The organism is Photobacterium sp. AWH4_225 (assembly GCF_056158405.1).
The window spans coordinates 632,930-650,808 of sequence record NZ_JBSWTF010000001.1 but is presented as its reverse complement, the minus strand read 5'-3'; the positions used below and the strand labels follow the sequence as shown (position 1 = coordinate 650,808).

The 17,879-nt window shown below is 49.7% G+C and carries 13 protein-coding genes, 1 tRNA gene and 2 rRNA genes; 4 read left to right on the top strand and 12 right to left on the bottom strand.

The window, feature by feature from the left end; all coding sequences use genetic code 11:
* Positions 1-31: 31 nt before the first annotated feature.
* The 10 genes from ACXAD4_RS03290 to gmhB form a co-directional block, all read right to left on the bottom strand.
* Positions 32-2,918: ribosomal RNA gene (locus ACXAD4_RS03290) — 23S ribosomal RNA — on the bottom strand.
* Positions 2,919-3,176: 258 nt separating this feature from the next.
* Positions 3,177-3,252: transfer RNA gene (locus tag ACXAD4_RS03285), tRNA-Glu, on the bottom strand.
* A gap of 67 nt (positions 3,253-3,319) precedes the next feature.
* Positions 3,320-4,872: ribosomal RNA gene (locus ACXAD4_RS03280) — 16S ribosomal RNA — on the bottom strand.
* The 16S and 23S rRNA genes sit together here with 1 tRNA gene alongside, the layout of an rRNA operon.
* 377 nt (positions 4,873-5,249) lie before the next feature.
* Complete coding sequence (locus tag ACXAD4_RS03275; protein ID WP_475238670.1) at positions 5,250-7,070, bottom strand: extracellular solute-binding protein; 1,821 nt, start codon at positions 7,068-7,070, stop codon at positions 5,250-5,252.
* Between the two features lie 58 nt (positions 7,071-7,128).
* On the bottom strand, positions 7,129-7,962 hold the full coding sequence (locus ACXAD4_RS03270) for an ABC transporter ATP-binding protein (protein WP_475238667.1): 834 nt from the start codon (positions 7,960-7,962) through the stop codon (positions 7,129-7,131).
* 24 nt (positions 7,963-7,986) lie between these two features.
* A complete protein-coding gene (locus ACXAD4_RS03265; RefSeq protein WP_475242701.1) occupies positions 7,987-8,853 on the bottom strand; it encodes an ABC transporter ATP-binding protein in 867 nt (288 codons plus the stop codon).
* Between the two features lie 12 nt (positions 8,854-8,865).
* Complete coding sequence (locus ACXAD4_RS03260; RefSeq protein ID WP_475238664.1) at positions 8,866-10,701, bottom strand: extracellular solute-binding protein; 1,836 nt, start codon at positions 10,699-10,701, stop codon at positions 8,866-8,868.
* Positions 10,702-10,737: 36 nt separating this feature from the next.
* Positions 10,738-11,781 (bottom strand): ABC transporter permease, encoded by a 1,044-nt coding sequence (locus ACXAD4_RS03255; protein ID WP_475238662.1) that lies wholly within the window; start codon positions 11,779-11,781, stop codon positions 10,738-10,740.
* Positions 11,782-11,783: 2 nt separating this feature from the next.
* Positions 11,784-12,809: an ABC transporter permease subunit gene (locus ACXAD4_RS03250; RefSeq protein ID WP_475238659.1), complete on the bottom strand. Its 1,026-nt coding sequence runs from the start codon at positions 12,807-12,809 to the stop codon at positions 11,784-11,786.
* Positions 12,810-13,004: 195 nt separating this feature from the next.
* Positions 13,005-13,559: a D-glycero-beta-D-manno-heptose 1,7-bisphosphate 7-phosphatase gene (gene gmhB / locus ACXAD4_RS03245; protein WP_475238656.1), complete on the bottom strand. Its 555-nt coding sequence runs from the start codon at positions 13,557-13,559 to the stop codon at positions 13,005-13,007.
* Between the two features lie 335 nt (positions 13,560-13,894).
* Here gmhB and metN point away from each other — a divergent pair, with 335 nt between their 5' ends.
* From metN to ACXAD4_RS03230, 3 genes are all read left to right on the top strand, one after another.
* Complete coding sequence (metN, locus tag ACXAD4_RS03240; RefSeq protein WP_475238654.1) at positions 13,895-14,929, top strand: methionine ABC transporter ATP-binding protein MetN; 1,035 nt, start codon at positions 13,895-13,897, stop codon at positions 14,927-14,929.
* Positions 14,919-15,605: a methionine ABC transporter permease gene (locus ACXAD4_RS03235; RefSeq protein ID WP_475238651.1), complete on the top strand. Its 687-nt coding sequence runs from the start codon at positions 14,919-14,921 to the stop codon at positions 15,603-15,605. The genes metN and ACXAD4_RS03235 overlap by 11 nt, the downstream gene beginning before the upstream one ends.
* A gap of 97 nt (positions 15,606-15,702) precedes the next feature.
* Positions 15,703-16,518 (top strand): MetQ/NlpA family lipoprotein, encoded by an 816-nt coding sequence (locus ACXAD4_RS03230; protein WP_475238648.1) that lies wholly within the window; start codon positions 15,703-15,705, stop codon positions 16,516-16,518.
* A gap of 80 nt (positions 16,519-16,598) precedes the next feature.
* On the opposite strand, the gene ykgO is transcribed toward ACXAD4_RS03230, so the two are convergent.
* On the bottom strand, positions 16,599-16,742 hold the full coding sequence (gene ykgO / locus ACXAD4_RS03225) for a type B 50S ribosomal protein L36 (RefSeq protein WP_187461365.1): 144 nt from the start codon (positions 16,740-16,742) through the stop codon (positions 16,599-16,601).
* A gap of 1 nt (position 16,743) precedes the next feature.
* Positions 16,744-17,007: a type B 50S ribosomal protein L31 gene (locus tag ACXAD4_RS03220; RefSeq protein ID WP_475238646.1), complete on the bottom strand. Its 264-nt coding sequence runs from the start codon at positions 17,005-17,007 to the stop codon at positions 16,744-16,746.
* Between the two features lie 142 nt (positions 17,008-17,149).
* Between ACXAD4_RS03220 and tsaA the strand changes: the two genes are divergently transcribed.
* Positions 17,150-17,854, top strand: coding sequence for a tRNA (N6-threonylcarbamoyladenosine(37)-N6)-methyltransferase TrmO (tsaA, locus tag ACXAD4_RS03215; protein WP_475238643.1), 705 nt, complete (start codon positions 17,150-17,152; stop codon positions 17,852-17,854).
* The last annotated feature ends 25 nt before the right edge of the window (positions 17,855-17,879 follow it).

The window sequence follows — 17,879 nt, the reverse complement described above, 5'->3', positions numbered from 1 at the left end:
CGTGGAGTCCGTAAAACCCCTTGGGTGTTGTATGGTTAAGCCTCACGGGCAATTAGTACAGGTTAGCTCAACGCCTCACAACGCTTACACACCCTGCCTATCTACGTCGTAGTCTCCAACAACCCTTCAGGAACCTTATAGGTTCAGGGATGACTCATCTTGAGGCTCGCTTCCCGCTTAGATGCTTTCAGCGGTTATCGATTCCGAACTTAGCTACCGGGCAATGCGTCTGGCGACACAACCCGAACACCAGAGGTTCGTCCACTCCGGTCCTCTCGTACTAGGAGCAGCCCCTCTCAATCATCCAACGCCCACGGCAGATAGGGACCGAACTGTCTCACGACGTTCTAAACCCAGCTCGCGTACCACTTTAAATGGCGAACAGCCATACCCTTGGGACCGACTTCAGCCCCAGGATGTGATGAGCCGACATCGAGGTGCCAAACACCGCCGTCGATATGAACTCTTGGGCGGTATCAGCCTGTTATCCCCGGAGTACCTTTTATCCGTTGAGCGATGGCCCTTCCATACAGAACCACCGGATCACTATGACCTGCTTTCGCACCTGCTCGACTTGTCAGTCTCGCAGTCAAGCGGGCTTATGCCATTGCACTAACCTCACGATGTCCGACCGTGATTAGCCCACCTTCGTGCTCCTCCGTTACGCTTTGGGAGGAGACCGCCCCAGTCAAACTACCCACCAGGCACTGTCCGCACCCCGGATAACGGGGCGACGTTAGAACATCAACACTACAAGGGTGGTATTTCAAGGACGGCTCCACCGAATCTAGCGACTCGGTTTCAAAGCCTCCCACCTATCCTACACATGTAGGGTCAATGTTCAGTGCCAAGCTGTAGTAAAGGTTCACGGGGTCTTTCCGTCTAGCCGCGGGTACGCAGCATCTTCACTGCGATTTCAATTTCACTGAGTCTCGGGTGGAGACAGCGTGGCCATCATTACGCCATTCGTGCAGGTCGGAACTTACCCGACAAGGAATTTCGCTACCTTAGGACCGTTATAGTTACGGCCGCCGTTTACCGGGGCTTCGATCAAGAGCTTCGACCGAAGTCTAACCCCATCAATTAACCTTCCGGCACCGGGCAGGCGTCACACCGTATACGTCATCTTTCGATTTTGCACAGTGCTGTGTTTTTAATAAACAGTTGCAGCCACCTGGTATCTGCGACTGCCAGCAGCTCCAAGAGCAAGTCTCTTCACCGCCGGCAGCGTACCTTCTCCCGAAGTTACGGTACCATTTTGCCTAGTTCCTTCACCCGAGTTCTCTCAAGCGCCTTGGTATTCTCTACCCGACCACCTGTGTCGGTTTGGGGTACGATTCCTTACTATCTGAAGCTTAGAGGCTTTTCCCGGAAGCATGGCATCAATGACTTCACCGCCGTAGCGGCTCGACATCGGGTCTCAGCCTAATGTAATCCCGGATTTGCCTAAGATTACAGCCTACACCCTTGAACCTGGACAACCGTCGCCAGGCCCACCTAGCCTTCTCCGTCCCCCCATCGCAATAGTAAGAAGTACGGGAATATTAACCCGTTTCCCATCGACTACGCCTTTCGGCCTCGCCTTAGGGGTCGACTCACCCTGCCCCGATTAACGTTGGACAGGAACCCTTGGTCTTCCGGCGAGGGAGTTTTTCACTCCCTTTATCGTTACTCATGTCAGCATTCGCACTTCTGATACGTCCAGCACACCTTACGATGCACCTTCAACCGCTTACAGAACGCTCCCCTACCCAATACCTAAAAGGCATTGCCGCAGCTTCGGTGTATAGCTTAGCCCCGTTAAATCTTCCGCGCAGGCCGACTCGACCAGTGAGCTATTACGCTTTCTTTAAATGATGGCTGCTTCTAAGCCAACATCCTGGCTGTCTGAGCCTTCCCACATCGTTTCCCACTTAGCTATAACTTTGGGACCTTAGCTGGCGGTCTGGGTTGTTTCCCTCTCCACGACGGACGTTAGCACCCGCCGTGTGTCTCCCGGATAGTACTTACTGGTATTCGGAGTTTGCAAAGGGTTGGTAAGTCGGGATGACCCCCTAGCCTTAACAGTGCTCTACCCCCAGTAGTATTCGTCCGAGGCGCTACCTAAATAGCTTTCGGGGAGAACCAGCTATCTCCAGGTTTGATTGGCCTTTCACCCCTAGCCACAAGTCATCCGCTAATTTTTCAACATTAGTCGGTTCGGTCCTCCAGTAAGTGTTACCTCACCTTCAACCTGCCCATGGCTAGATCACCTGGTTTCGGGTCTAATCCTAGCAACTGAACGCCCAGTTAAGACTCGGTTTCCCTACGGCTCCCCTAATCGGTTAACCTTGCTACTAAAATTAAGTCGCTGACCCATTATACAAAAGGTACGCAGTCACCCCGAAGGGCTCCTACTGCTTGTACGTACACGGTTTCAGGTTCTATTTCACTCCCCTCACAGGGGTTCTTTTCGCCTTTCCCTCACGGTACTGGTTCACTATCGGTCAGTCAGGAGTATTTAGCCTTGGAGGATGGTCCCCCCATGTTCAGACAGGATATCACGTGTCCCGTCCTACTCGATTTCACTCGCAATGCGCTACCGGTTACGGGGCTATCACCCTGTATCGCTGTGCTTTCCAGCACATTCACCTGTCGCAAAACTAGCTTAAGGGCTAATCCGGGTTCGCTCGCCGCTACTGCCGGAATCTCGGTTGATTTCTCTTCCTCGGGGTACTTAGATGTTTCAGTTCCCCCGGTTCGCCTCAATGCGCTATGTATTCACGCATTGATAACTGCTTATGCAGCTGGGTTTCCCCATTCGGAAATCCAAGAGTATCGTGATTCTTACCATCTTCTCTTGGCTTATCGCAGGTTAGCACGTCCTTCATCGCCTCTGACTGCCCAGGCATCCACCGTGTACGCTTAGTCACTTAACCATACAACCCCAAGAGGTTTCGTATGGCTCAACAACCAAGGTTGTCCATCTGAGTATTGATGGACTGTGTTTCGCCGGACTCTTACACAAGACACTTGAATGTGTGTTGCTTGAGAACTCGTTTCATCTTTCGATGAAACTATTAGTTATTGAATTCGAAAATTCAATTTACTAGTCAGCTTTCCAGATTGTTAAAGAGCATGTGTTTGCCTTGCGGCATCCACTTTCTAATCACACTCAAAAGAATGCATTTAGAAAGTGGCGTCCCATAGGGGAGTCGAACCCCTGTTACCGCCGTGAAAGGGCGGTGTCCTAGGCCTCTAGACGAATGGGACACTATGTTGTCTTTTACTATTAACCAAGCAATCTGTGTGGACACTGCATAAAACGCAGTCATATCGTTAAGGAGGTGATCCAGCCCCAGGTTCCCCTAGGGCTACCTTGTTACGACTTCACCCCAGTCATGAACCACACCGTGGTAAACGCCCTCCCGAAGGTTAAGCTATCTACTTCTGGTGCAGCCCACTCCCATGGTGTGACGGGCGGTGTGTACAAGGCCCGGGAACGTATTCACCGTGGCATTCTGATCCACGATTACTAGCGATTCCGACTTCATGGAGTCGAGTTGCAGACTCCAATCCGGACTACGACGTACTTTCTGGGATTCGCTCACTCTCGCAAGTTGGCCGCCCTCTGTATACGCCATTGTAGCACGTGTGTAGCCCTACTCGTAAGGGCCATGATGACTTGACGTCGTCCCCACCTTCCTCCGGTTTATCACCGGCAGTCTCCCTGGAGTTCCCGCCATGACGCGCTGGCAAACAAGGATAGGGGTTGCGCTCGTTGCGGGACTTAACCCAACATTTCACAACACGAGCTGACGACAGCCATGCAGCACCTGTCTCAGAGTTCCCGAAGGCACCAATCCATCTCTGGAAAGTTCTCTGGATGTCAAGAGTAGGTAAGGTTCTTCGCGTTGCATCGAATTAAACCACATGCTCCACCGCTTGTGCGGGCCCCCGTCAATTCATTTGAGTTTTAATCTTGCGACCGTACTCCCCAGGCGGTCTACTTAACGCGTTAGCTCCGAAAGCCAGTGTTCAAGACACCAACCTCCAAGTAGACATCGTTTACGGCGTGGACTACCAGGGTATCTAATCCTGTTTGCTCCCCACGCTTTCGCATCTGAGCGTCAGTCTTTGTCCAGGGGGCCGCCTTCGCCACCGGTATTCCTTCAGATCTCTACGCATTTCACCGCTACACCTGAAATTCTACCCCCCTCTACAAGACTCTAGCCTGCCAGTTCCAAATGCTATTCCGAGGTTGAGCCCCGGGCTTTCACATCTGGCTTAACAAGCCGCCTGCATGCGCTTTACGCCCAGTAATTCCGATTAACGCTCGCACCCTCCGTATTACCGCGGCTGCTGGCACGGAGTTAGCCGGTGCTTCTTCTGTCGCTAACGTCAAACACATGCGCTGTTAACGCATATGCCTTCCTCACGACTGAAAGTGCTTTACAACCCGAAGGCCTTCTTCACACACGCGGCATGGCTGCATCAGGGTTTCCCCCATTGTGCAATATTCCCCACTGCTGCCTCCCGTAGGAGTCTGGACCGTGTCTCAGTTCCAGTGTGGCTGATCATCCTCTCAGACCAGCTAGAGATCGTCGCCTTGGTGAGCTCTTACCTCACCAACTAGCTAATCTCACCTGGGCTAATCCTGACGCGAGAGGCCCGAAGGTCCCCCTCTTTGCTCCGAAGAGATTATGCGGTATTAGCCATCGTTTCCAATGGTTATCCCCCACATCAGGGCATATTCCCAGGCATTACTCACCCGTCCGCCGCTCGCCGCCCATAAACGCACCCGAAGGATTGTTTATGTCGCTGCCGCTCGACTTGCATGTGTTAGGCCTGCCGCCAGCGTTCAATCTGAGCCATGATCAAACTCTTCAATTAAAGTTTTGGCTCAATGAATACTGTTAATCCATTACCGAAGTAATGAATGAATTGACTGTGCCAAATAATAAGTAAACTTAAAATTTGTATTGGTCACTCAGTTTCATTGATAATTCTTTTGTTGACTATCATTTCACGAGTGCCCACACAGATTGCATGGTCAAATTGTTAAAGAACAATACTGATTGGTTAGCGACTTAAGTTGCCGTGCTCCGTGTCAGTGAGGTGGCATTATAGGGAGAGTATTCAAGACGGCAACTCTTTTTTGAATAAAAATGACCAAACGAACAATAAGTAGACACCTATTTGTTTTTAGGTCGCTAAAACAGCAAAGCACCACTTAGGTGCCTTGTTGTTTTAGCAAGAGAACAAGGCGATTAAGGTTTGTATCGCGTATCCATGACTGTAACAGGCTCAAAGCTCCGTCCTTCCTTCACAGCTTTCACTGTCGCTTTCTTAACATCTTGATCTATCCAATAGATGCCAAGATCAGACAAGCGGCCAATAGTGAACAGCTGCTCGGTTTGCTTTTGCATCGGCTTATCCGGATATTTCATCCAGCGCCAATAGGCTTCGCGGATATAAGGAGCCATCACCCCAGGCACAACCACCGTCGCTTCATGGACCTGTTTTTGAATTTCTCTAGACAAAGCTTGTTTCTCGGTAGTAGAAAACACCGAGCGGTAATCCATGATCAACGCATCCAACTCTGGTGTACTGTAATTGGTAAAGTTGTTGTTCTGTGGCTTACCGGCATTAGCACTGTGGAAGTATTCCCAGTATTGCGGGCGAGGAGCGGTGCCCATCGAGTGATAAGAAATTTCATGTTTTTTCTCAAGCGCAAACTTAAAGGCTGAAGAACCATCTACCAGATTCATGGTTAGTTCCAAGCCTGCAGATTTGGCCTGCTCTTTCAAAAAAGCCAACTGCGGGGTTACCACCTGATGGCTGTAGGTCACAGCAAAGCTTAGGCGTTGGTTGTCTTTATCAACCCTGATCCCATCGCCAGCAATACGATCAAAACCTGCGCGCTCGAAATACTTAATAGCCGATTCCGGGTCAAAAGGTAGTGGCGTAAGCGCATTATTAGTAAACGCTCCCTGCCCAATACTTAAACCTTGTGGCTTACGGCTAAAATCACCGCGGAAAATATGTTGGTTAAGCCCGTCAACATCCAGAGCATATGCAATTCCTTTGCGGACATTGATATCGTCAAGCATCGGCTTATCGGTGTTAAGCCAAAAACTCCCCGCCCCTAACTCCCTCTGGTTGTAGCCCCAGAACCGATGGATATAACCATTTTTAAACGGGGTCGATTGGCTCTTCTCATACCAAAGTTCAGGTCGTCCCAGACCAAACACATCCAAGTCACCTTTCTCAAAATGCTTGAAGGCAATATCATCATCACGGATGATTTTGATCCTCACCTTCTCAGCATTATAACGGTGCTTATAATAACGATTGGTATACCCCCACCAATCCTCACCAATATGCTGCATGGTAATCGACTTACCTTTTCTTACCTTGCCAATGTGGTATGCCCCTAGTGTCGGCTCTGGCTTGAAGTTATACCGCCGAACAAAATTATCATCCACGCCATCACCGTTCTTATCCGTTTTTGGGAGATAGAAATGCTCCGGGCGTGGCTTGAGACGATGGCTGAAATACAGCAGTGCCGCCTTATCAAGCGCCTTGGCATGCACCACCTTTATAGTATGTGCATCCAAAGCTTCGATTTTATCTATCTGAGTGCTGTAGTAGGTGTTATACCAAGGATCGATGATGTCTTTGGACCGATAAAACTTGAGCATATAACTAAAATCAGTGGCCTTGAGCGGCTTTCCATCTGACCATTTCGCTGCTGGGTTTAACTTCAGGTACAGGGTTTTGTTATCATCACCAAAAGCCCAGTGGGTGGCAATATCTGGAATATACGCCAGCGTATCAGGGTGACGCTGGAGCAACTGTGGCTGCTTATCAAGAATCCAGACCCGAAATGCCCCGTTCCCATCAGGCCCGACACTGCGAAACGTCTGTGGAAAACTCGACAGAGATGTTCGCAGAGTTCCGCCAAACGTTGCCTCAGAGGAGGCAAAAAGCGGCTCATCATTATTCGTCTGCCATTGAATATCTGCGGGCACGACCGCCCAAGACTGCATCGGAAGCCATAAACACGCTAGCGTTAAAATCCGTTTCATACCCAGTTCCTTTTTCCATGACAGCAAGCCTGCCTCCTAACCGCTATCGCTTTAATTCTCAGGCGACATGGGTGTTGTTAGCTGGCCTCTTACGTTTCCTGTCTTTAGGGTGAGTAATAGGAATAGCAGCCAGTAGTTTCTTAGTATATTCCGCTTGCGGGTTGGCATATATTTCCCTTGCCTCCCCCATCTCAACCACTTTGCCGAAATACATTACCGCCACCCGATCGGAGATATGCTTCACCACCGACAGATCATGGGAAATGAAGATGATCGCCAAATTCATCTCCTGCTGGAGTTGTAGCAACAAGTTAAGAATTTGGGCTTGAACCGATACATCCAAAGCCGATACCGATTCATCACAAATAAGCAGCTTCGGCTTGAGGGCTATCGCCCGGGCAATCCCGATACGTTGACGTTGGCCGCCTGAGAACTCATGAGGATAGCGGTTAGCCGCTTCCACAGGTAGCCCAACTTTGACCAAGAGCTCATCCACCCACTGCTTTCGTTCAGCCGGTGTCCCGATCTTATGGATAATAAAAGGCTCTTCCAAAATCATGCCTATGGTATGACGCTGATTAAGCGATTCCATCGGATCTTGAAAAACAATCTGCAGGTCTTTTCTCAGCGGGCGCATCTCTCTGGTTGAAAGCTGGGTAATGTCTTTGCCTTCGAAAAAAATTTTGCCTTCCGTCGGCTCATACAGTTTTAAAATTGTCCTGCCCAATGTGCTCTTGCCACAACCTGACTCCCCCACTAATCCAAGGGTTTCCCCCCGAGAGACTGAGAAAGACACCCCATCAACCGCTTTCACTGTATAGCCTCTTTTAAATATCCCCTTGCCCGAGACAAAGTGCTGCTTGAGGTTTTCTATCCTTAGTAGCTCAGTCATTACATCCTCTCTTTGTCGCTCAGCCTAACCCTTGAATTCAGGGAACAAGGTGACATCTATCGGTTTAATTTCTATCGGTTGTTTGGGTTCACTTTCCAAGCTCGGCATCAACCCCATCAAACGCTCGGTATAGGGATGTTGAGGGCTATCGAATAAATCAAAGATATCGGCAAACTCCACCACTTTGCCCCCATACATCACAGCCACGTCATCACAGATCTCCGCTACCACCCCGAGATCATGAGTAATAAAGATCACTGACATCCCGGTTTCTAACTGGAGATCATTAATGAGCTCCAATATTGATGCCTGCACCGTTACATCCAACGCTGTTGTAGGCTCATCACAAATAAGTATGTCAGGTTTACATGCCAACGCCATGGCAATCATGACACGCTGGCGCATGCCTCCTGATAAGTTATGCGGATACTCCCTCAGCCTTTTTTCCGGCATCGGAATTTTGACCTTCCTCAGCATGTCCAGAGAATACTGGTTTCTCTCTCCCTTGCTCAATTCCGGCCGGTGCAACTCGAGCACTTCATTTAACTGGCGACCTATCGAATGCACCGGATTGAGCGCGGTCATCGGATCTTGGAAAATCATCGCAATCCGATTGCCCCGCATGGCATACATCTCCTCAGGGGGCAAGGTCACCAAGTCAGTGCCACGGTATAGGATCCTTCCGCCAACCACCTGCCCATAGGGTTTGGGTAATAGCCCCATGATCGACATCGCCGTGACACTCTTGCCACACCCAGACTCGCCAACAATCCCCAACGTCCTGCCCCTACGGACATCAAAATTGACACCATGGAGAATTTTCACCACCCCGTCATCGGTAATGAACTCTGTTTCCAGTTCGCGGACACTTAAAATCACATCATCTTGCATCATCGACTGACCTTACAGCTTATAGGTATCATCGATCACTGTGACCGGCTCAAATGTTTTACCTTTCTTCATGGCTGATTGCGTCGCTTTCTTTTCATCTTCATCAATCCAGAAAGTGGCTAGATCAACCACAGAAAACATGGCTTCAGTGTTTTTTGTCATTGCCGGAGACGGATACTTCATCCAACGCCAGTACCCTTCACGGGTATATGGCACCATATAGCCAGGGACAATCAGGTACTCATCCGTCACTATTTTCTGGATTTGATGGGAGATTGCCTGTTTCTTCTTCAGATCAAATTCTTGGCTATAACTATCAATCAGCTGATCCATCTCCGGGGAGTGGAAGTTGGTATGGTTGTTGGTTTGCGGCTTAGCATTCACCGAATGTAGGTATTCCCAGTAAGCCGGAATTTCCCCACCGCTCATATTAAGGAAGGCTAAATCGTGTTTCTTCTCTAGTACATACTTGAAAGCAGAAGAGCCATCAATCAGGTTCAAGGTGAATTCTAGGCCTGCTTGCTTCGCCTGCTCTTTAAGATAAGCAATGCGTGGGGTGTGGGGTTGGAAGCTATAAGTAATAGCAAAACTCAAGCGGTTACCGCTTTCATTAATCCGGATACCGTCAGGACCAATTTTGTCAAAGCCGGCCTTGTCAAAATACTCTGCCGCCAGTTTAGGATCGAAAATAGGCGGTTTATTATCACTACGGTCATAGTCACCATGGCCAAAACCCATACCATGTGGCTTACGCGAATAATCGCCACGTAGCACGTTGGCAATCATGCCATCGAAATCAGTCGCATAGGTCACACCCGCACGAACATTTCGATCATCCAGCATTGGCTGGGCTGTATTCATCCATAATCCACCAGCCCCTTGGACAACCTGGTTGAACCCCCAGAACTTATGGATATAACCATCTTGGTACGGTTTAGTATTGGCTTTTTCATGCCACAGGCTTGGCAGTACCAGGCCGAAAGTATCCAGACTGCCTTTTTCAAAATGCTTGCGGGCAATATCACTATCACGGATCACGGTAAAGCGAACTTTTTCGACATTGTAGCGGTTCTGGTAATAACGGTTGCTGTACCCCCACCAGTCTTCACCGACATGCTTGAAGGTCACACTCTTGCCTTTTTTGACCTTATCCATGTAATACGGCCCGGTGGTAGGCTCACTTTTGAAGTTGTAACGGCGAACGAAGTCATCATCGATGCCATCATTGTTCTCATCTTTTTTGGGCTTAAAGAAATGCTCTGGCCGAGGCTGCAAGCCATTGCTTGGCAAGTTTATCTGCAGCATCAACTCATCGTCAGTCATTTTTACCGCGGATTTAACGGCAATAGTGAAGTCATCAAACTTAACGACATCTTCGATTTTGTTGGTAAAAAAGTCGTTGTACCACGGCGAAATAATATCTTTGGAGCGGTAATACTTGAGCATGAACAAGTAGTCATCGGCGGTAACCTTTTCACCATCCGACCAGCGGGCTTTGGGATCCAGTTTAAAATAAACCGTTTGGTGGTCATCACCAAAGGCCCACTCACTCGCCAGCTGAGGGATCCACTTCCCGGTATTCGGATGGCGAGCAGCCAATTTAGGTACCCCATCCATAAAGAAATGGCGCAACCCTGAATTTGAATCCGGCCCGACACTGCGCAGCGTCTGTGGAAAGCTGGGCATATGGGTACGCAAGGTGCCACCAAACTTGGCTTCAGAAGAAGCAAACAACGGCTCTTCCATGTTTGACTCCCAGATCAAACCAGCAGGTAACTCTGCTGCCTGTGCGTAACTACCGAATGCGGTAAGTAACGCGATAGCTGAAATGTTGAGCATGTTTTTCATTATCAATATCCTTATTCCAACAGCTGCAAGCCAAGATTAAACATAGCGGGTAAATTTCTTCGGATCGAAGGCGGCCCGTATCGCTTCACCGATAAAGGTCACCATCACCAATACCAACACAATGGCACTGACAACCGACGTGACTATCCATGGCGAATCCAAATTCGATTTGCCTTGCTGGAGCAGTTCCCCCCAACTCGGGGTGGGCGGCATCAGACCGAGACCAAGATAGTCCAGCGCGGTCAGGGCGGTAATGTTTGCCGCGATGGTAAATGGTGCCAGCGTCACAATCATCACCATGGTATTTGGCAGAATGTGATTAAAAACGATCCGCATGGTCGACGCACCCAGCGCTTTCGCCGCCATCACATATTCCCGAGCCGACTCCTTGTAAGTCATGGTTCTCATGTACCACGTCATCCCCATCCAACCGAACAGCACATTAATAGCAACAAACAGGGCAAAGGTCGGCTGGGTGATCGACACCAGAATCATGATGACATAGAGGAACGGCACCATTGACCACACCTCTATTAAGCGTTGGACAAACAGATCGAACTTGCCACCAAAAAAGCCCATGGCACAACCAACTGCGGTTCCTATCGCGTAGGAGATCACCATGGTTATCAAAGCAAACCCCATTGCCGTGCGGAAGCCATAAACCAGGCGGGCGAGAATATCGCGGCCAATCACATCCGTGCCTAAATAGTGCTTATCGATAGCACTCGGAGCCGTCGGCGGAAAATCCCTAGAAAAGTCCTGCTCATAGGGGTTCCAGGGTACTAGCGGCATGATGACAAAGTTGTCACCGCCCTGCTCGACAAACGTTGTTTGTAATAAACGATAATCCGTCTCACCTGCAGCAGCCTGGCCAAAATCCGTTGCCAAACGAACATCCGATAGCACCGGAAAGCTATACTCCCCGTTGTATTTCACCACCAATGCCTTGCTGTTGATCAGCAGTTCGGCAAAAATCGACAGGACCAGCAGGCACGACAGCAATAAGAAAGACCAATATCCTCGTTTAATTTCCTTGAAGCGCTTGATCTTTTTCAGGGTGAGAGGGTTTAAATTCAACATGATCAGGCTCCAAACCTCACTCGAGGATCAACGAGGGCAACGCAAATATCGGAAATGATATTGCCCATCAACAGCATGCCGGCATTGATGGCGACAATGCCCATCACCACTGGATAATCGCGCTCGATGATCGACTCGTAGCCAAGTAAGCCGATGCCATCAATATTGAAAATAACCTCGATCAGGAACGAACCGGTCATGAAGAACAGCAGGGAATTGCCAAAATGGCTGGCAATCGGGATCAGACTATTGCGTAAGGCATGCTTGCGAACCGCCTTATTAAACGGTAACCCTTTGGCAATTGCGGTACGGATATAGTCCGATGAAAGGTTTTCCATCAGGTTATTTTTCATTGTCATAGTCAGGGTGGCGAAGTCGCCAATGAGGTAGCAGATCAGTGGCAGCACCGCATGCCACATCACATCCTTGGCCCGCTCGAAAAAGGTTTCGTAGTCATCGAAATCATCCCCTACAAATCCCCCCATCGGGAACCACTCCAGGTGATAACTGAACAAAGTAATGAGCAGAACCCCTACAACATAGCCGGGTAAGGCATAACCGATAAAAATCAATATGGATGAGCCGGAATCAAACACCGAGCCGTGCTTGAGAGCCTTGTAGTAACCGAGGGGAATAGAAATAAAATAGCTAATAAAAAATGTCATGCCGCCGTAGAACAGCGATACCGGCAACCGCTCAGCAATCATATCGGACACGGGTTCGTAATAACGGGTAGACTCGCCGAAGTCCAGTACCATTAATTTACCGAGCCACTCGGTGTAGGCCTCTACAACAGGCTTATCCAAACCATAAAATGCATTCAACTCGGCAATTTGATCCTCTGATAATGCTGAGTTACCGCCTGCCGATGTCATCGCAGCAGCACCATCACCTTGTGCCTGCATATTGGCCAGCATCCGCTCGACAGGCCCGCCGGGGACAAAGCGAGTAATGGCAAAGATAAGGATTGTGATCCCCAAGAACGTCGGGACCACCAGTGCCAAACGACGCAAGAAATATGACAGCATGTTTTAACTACTCCATGTTAAACAGGCAAAGTTCATAACCTCGATACCACCATCCGCAAATGGCGAAAAAACAGCGTCGAAAAACGCCCGGTTATTTTAACTTTATAATAACAACGGCGTAGAGGAAGAGATTTAGCAGGAAAAAGATAAAACAAAGGCCGCAGAGTGCGGCCTTGATAACAAATGAAGGTTAGATTATCGCGCAGCTAACCAGGCAGGTACATCAGCGACACTATCGAGTACAGCATCAGCCAGTTGCTCACCTTCTTCGGTGATTGCTTTACCGGTACGGACCAGGATTTTAGTCCCCACTTCGGCTGCAGCTGCGGCTTTCATGTCATCGGCCTTGTCACCGATCATCACCGAGCCAGCCATATCAATTTTGAGGAAGTCACGGGCAGAGATAAACATCCCAGGCTTAGGCTTGCGGCAGTTGCAATCCTGCAGGTAGTCACCCTTGCCTTCTGTTGGGTGGTGCGGGCAGTAGTAGATACCGTCGAATTCAACACCGTTGTCGACAAAGTTCCAATCCATCCACTCGGTCAGGGTCAGGAACTCGTCTTCGGTAAACATGCCACGGGCAACGCCAGACTGGTTAGTCACCAATACCAACATGTACCCCATCGCCTTAAGTTTCTTACAAGCTTCAAACACACCCTCGACATATTCAAAGTCATCGGTCGTGTGAACATAGCCATGATCGATGTTAATCACACCATCACGGTCAATAAAAACTGCTGGTTTGGCCAAGCGTCAGCCCTCTGTCTCGCTGTATTCGTTATGCCCCAAATTATGGCACGGCTGGCAATGGGATTCACCTGTTTCTCTCAACCCTATAAAGAAGAACAACCTATAATTGTCACACTGATATTATGGCTATAAAGACATTTAGACGTCCAGACGTAAAAATATCTATTGACTTCATTTATGTTAGCCCATAGCATCAAAGCCATAGATGCAATTGGCAGACAGGCTTCAAGCATCAATAAAATAATGTAAATGCAATACACAACATAACAATATACCGGTCGCCGCCACTGATGGGCGTGCCCGTCATCAACACGGTATAGGATTTGGGAAAAACGATGATAGAAATAAACAGAGTCAATAAAGTCTTCTATCAAGGGGCCAAGGAGATCCACGCTCTGCGTGATATCAACCTGACCATTGAACAGGGCACCATCTTCGGGGTAATTGGTTCTTCCGGTGCCGGTAAAAGTACCCTGATCCGCTGTGTTAACCTGCTCGAGCGCCCGACCAGCGGTCATGTCATTGTTGATGGTATCGACCTAACGCAACTCTCAAACAAAGAACTGACCCAGGCCCGTCGCAAGATCGGCATGATCTTCCAGCACTTCAACCTGCTGTCGTCCCGTACCGTTTTCGACAACGTTGCCCTGCCTCTAGAACTGGCCGGTATCAGCAAAGCTGCTATCAAAGCCAAGGTCGACGAATTGCTAGAGCTGGTTGGTTTGGCTGACAAGAGCGAGTCCTACCCATCCAACCTAAGTGGTGGTCAGAAACAACGTGTGGCGATTGCCCGTGCACTGGCTTCTGATCCAAAAGTGCTGCTGTGTGACGAAGCCACCAGCGCCCTTGACCCAGCGACGACCCAGTCGATCCTGACACTGCTTAAAGAAATTAACCGCAAGCTCAACCTGACTATCTTGCTGATCACCCACGAAATGGATGTCGTCAAAAGCATCTGCTCCGAAGTGGCGATTATCGGGGGCGGTGAACTGGTCGAAAAAGGCCCGGTCGGCGATATCTTCGCCCACCCAAAAACCGAATTGGCACGCGAGTTTATCCGCTCAACCTTGGATCTCTCCATTCCGGAGGACTACCGTGCCCGGATGGTTGAATCCCGCGTCGACAACAGCTACCCGCTGATCCGCCTTGAGTTTACCGGTGCGTCGGTCGATGCCCCACTGATTTCCCAGGTGGCTCGCGAGTTCAATATTGATATCAGTATCCTAAGCTCAGACATGGACTACGCCGGGGGCGTCAAGTTCGGTCTGATGCTGGCCGAGTTCTTCGGAACCGAACAAGCGGCAGAACAAGCCATTAACTTCCTTCGCGATCACAAAGTAAATGTAGAGGTATTGGGCTATGTTGCTTGATTCAATTACCACCTGGTGGACCCAGAACGAACGTTTGGTTGATCTACTGATCGATGCCCTCGGCCAAACCCTGATCATGGTCTTTGCATCTGGCCTTATTGGCTTTTTGATCGGTATCCCGGTCGGCGTTGCCCTGCACCTGACCAAAGCAAATGGCCTGCTGGCCAACCCGGCGCTCAACAAAGTGCTGGGGATCGTGACCAACATCGGTCGCTCTATCCCATTTATTATCCTGCTGGTAGCGATTATCCCGTTCACCCGTTTTGTGGTGGGCAGCTCAATCGGTACTGCGGCAGCTATCGTGCCATTGACTGTCGGCGCGATCCCATTTATTGCCCGCTTGGTTGAAGGAGCGCTATTGGAAGTGCCAACCGGTTTGGTGGAAGCGGCCCAGGCAATGGGGGCGACCCCACGCCAGATCATCAGCAAGGTACTGCTGCCTGAAGCGCTACCGGGCATCATCAATGCGGTCACGATCACCCTTGTGACCCTGGTGAGCTACTCGGCAATGGCCGGTACTGTCGGTGGCGGCGGCCTCGGTGACGTCGGTATCCGCTACGGCTACCAGCGTTTTGACGGTACCGTTATGCTGATCACCGTGGTGATGCTGGTTATTCTGGTTCAACTGATCCAGTCTGCCGGCGACCATTTGGTCAAGCGCTTCGACCACAGGTAACGAGCGGCACGAATAACGAACAACGCCGATAACAAACAACAGAATAACCATATTCCATCTAGTATTACGGAAAACCCCAGTTTTAAGGAGAAGTAACATGGCTTTTAATTTGAAGAACCTATTCGCCGTCGCCGGCCTGGCATCAGCATTGGTACTGACCGGTTGTGGCGAAAAAGACGCAGTGGTTGATAACAGCAAAGTTAAAATTGGGGTTATGGCTGGCGCTGAAGAACAAGTAGCTGAAGTTGCAGCGAAAGAAGCCAAGGAGAAATACGGCCTAGATGTTGAGCTCATCACCTTTACCGATTACGTTTCACCGAATGCCGCACTAGAAGAAGGTTCTATCGATGCCAATGCCTTCCAGCACAAGCCATACCTTGACCAGCAAATCACCGACCGTGGCTACAAGTTTGCTGTTGCCGGTAACACCTTTGTTTACCCGATTGCAGGCTACTCAAGCAAAATCGAATCTATCGATGAGCTAAAAGACGGCGACCAGATCGCAGTACCAAACGATCCAACCAACCTTGGTCGTTCACTCCTTCTACTCGAGCAGCAAGGCCTGCTAAAACTGAAAGAAGGTGTTGGCCTGACAGCAACGGTACTGGATATCGTAGAAAGCCCGAAAAACCTGAAAATTGTCGAGCTTGAAGCTGCCCAGCTTCCGCGCTCTCTGGACGATGTTCAGCTAGCCATCATCAATACGACTTACGCGAGCAGCATCAACCTGACGCCAGAGCGTGACGGTGTGTTTGTTGAAGACAAAGAGTCTCCATACGTGAACCTGATTGTTGCCCGTGAAGACAACGTTGACGCAGAAAACGTACAGACCTTCATCAAGGCATACCAGTCTGAAGTGGTTTACGAAGCAGCTAAAGAAATCTTCCAAGGTGGTGTTGTTAAGGGTTGGTAATATTCCTCCTCAAATAACCATTTCCCCCTAAACAAACAAGCCCCTCAATCTAGGGGCTTGTTTGTTTCTAGGCTTTCCTATCACTTCTTCTTTTTTACCCTGCCCTGCACCGCTTTGAGGCGCGGGTTAGACTTGCAGATAACATAAATCCGACCGCGGCGTCTCACTACCTGGCAATCGCGCTGCCGGTTTTTGGCACTTTTCAACGAACTCAATACCTGCATCTTATTGCCCTTTCTTACCACCAAACTGGCCAAAGCGACGGTTGAAGTTAGCCATACGGCCTTCTGAGCTGATCACACGCTGTTTACCGGTGTAGAACGGGTGGGATTCTGACGACACATCCAGCGTGAAATACGGATACTCCTTGCCATCTTCCCAGGTAATAGTTTTATCGGTTTTCAGTGTCGAACCGACCACGAAATACTTATCAACACTGGTGTCGTGGAACACAACGTCCCGATACTCGGGATGAATACCTGCTTTCATTTTCATATCCTCATAGAGCAATCAATACATAAGATATGTTATAACATAGCATTTGATAACCATTATCAACAAGCGCCGTTTGCATTTTTATGGTATTTTCAGCGTCAAATAAACTAGTCAGCTGTAGAGCTAAGCAAGCAAGATGCACTACCAAATTGAACCTATCGGCATTGTCCGCTCCCCTTACAAAGAGAAATTTGCCGTCCCGCGCCAGCCGGGATTGGTTCCCAGTGCACGCTCTGAAATCATCCTGCAAGGCGAGGCCAATGCCCTTGAGGCCGTTCGGGGTTTAGAGCAGTTCAGCCATTTGTGGCTGCTGTTTTTGTTTGACCAAAACCTGGAAGCTGGCTGGCGACCAACAGTACGCCCGCCACGCCTTGGCGGTAACGAACGCATTGGGGTCTTTGCCAGTCGGGCAACCTTCCGCCCCAATGGCATTGGCATGTCTGCCGTCGAATTGCTGGGTGTGCGCCAGCAAGGTAGCGATGTCATCATTGAGCTCGGCGGTGTGGATTTGGTCGACGGTACCCCAATCGTCGATATCAAACCCTACATCCCCTACTCCGATAGCCTACCTCATGCTCATGGTGGCTTTGCCGATGACGAACCGGCAACCTTACCAGTCGTCTTTAGCGACAAGGCCGAGAGCCAGTTCAACGGAAAGCAACTCGCACGCCAAAGAGCCGTCATTGCAGAGGTGCTGGCGCAGGATCCGCGCCCGGCCTACAAAAAAGGCAAGGAAGACAGCAAGGAATATGCCGTCCACCTGTTCGACTACAATGTTAAATTCACCGTTACCAACGATGTGGTGACCGTGATGGCATTGGATAAGCCGCTCTCCAGGTAATCGCCAAATATGCGCCAAAGAATAG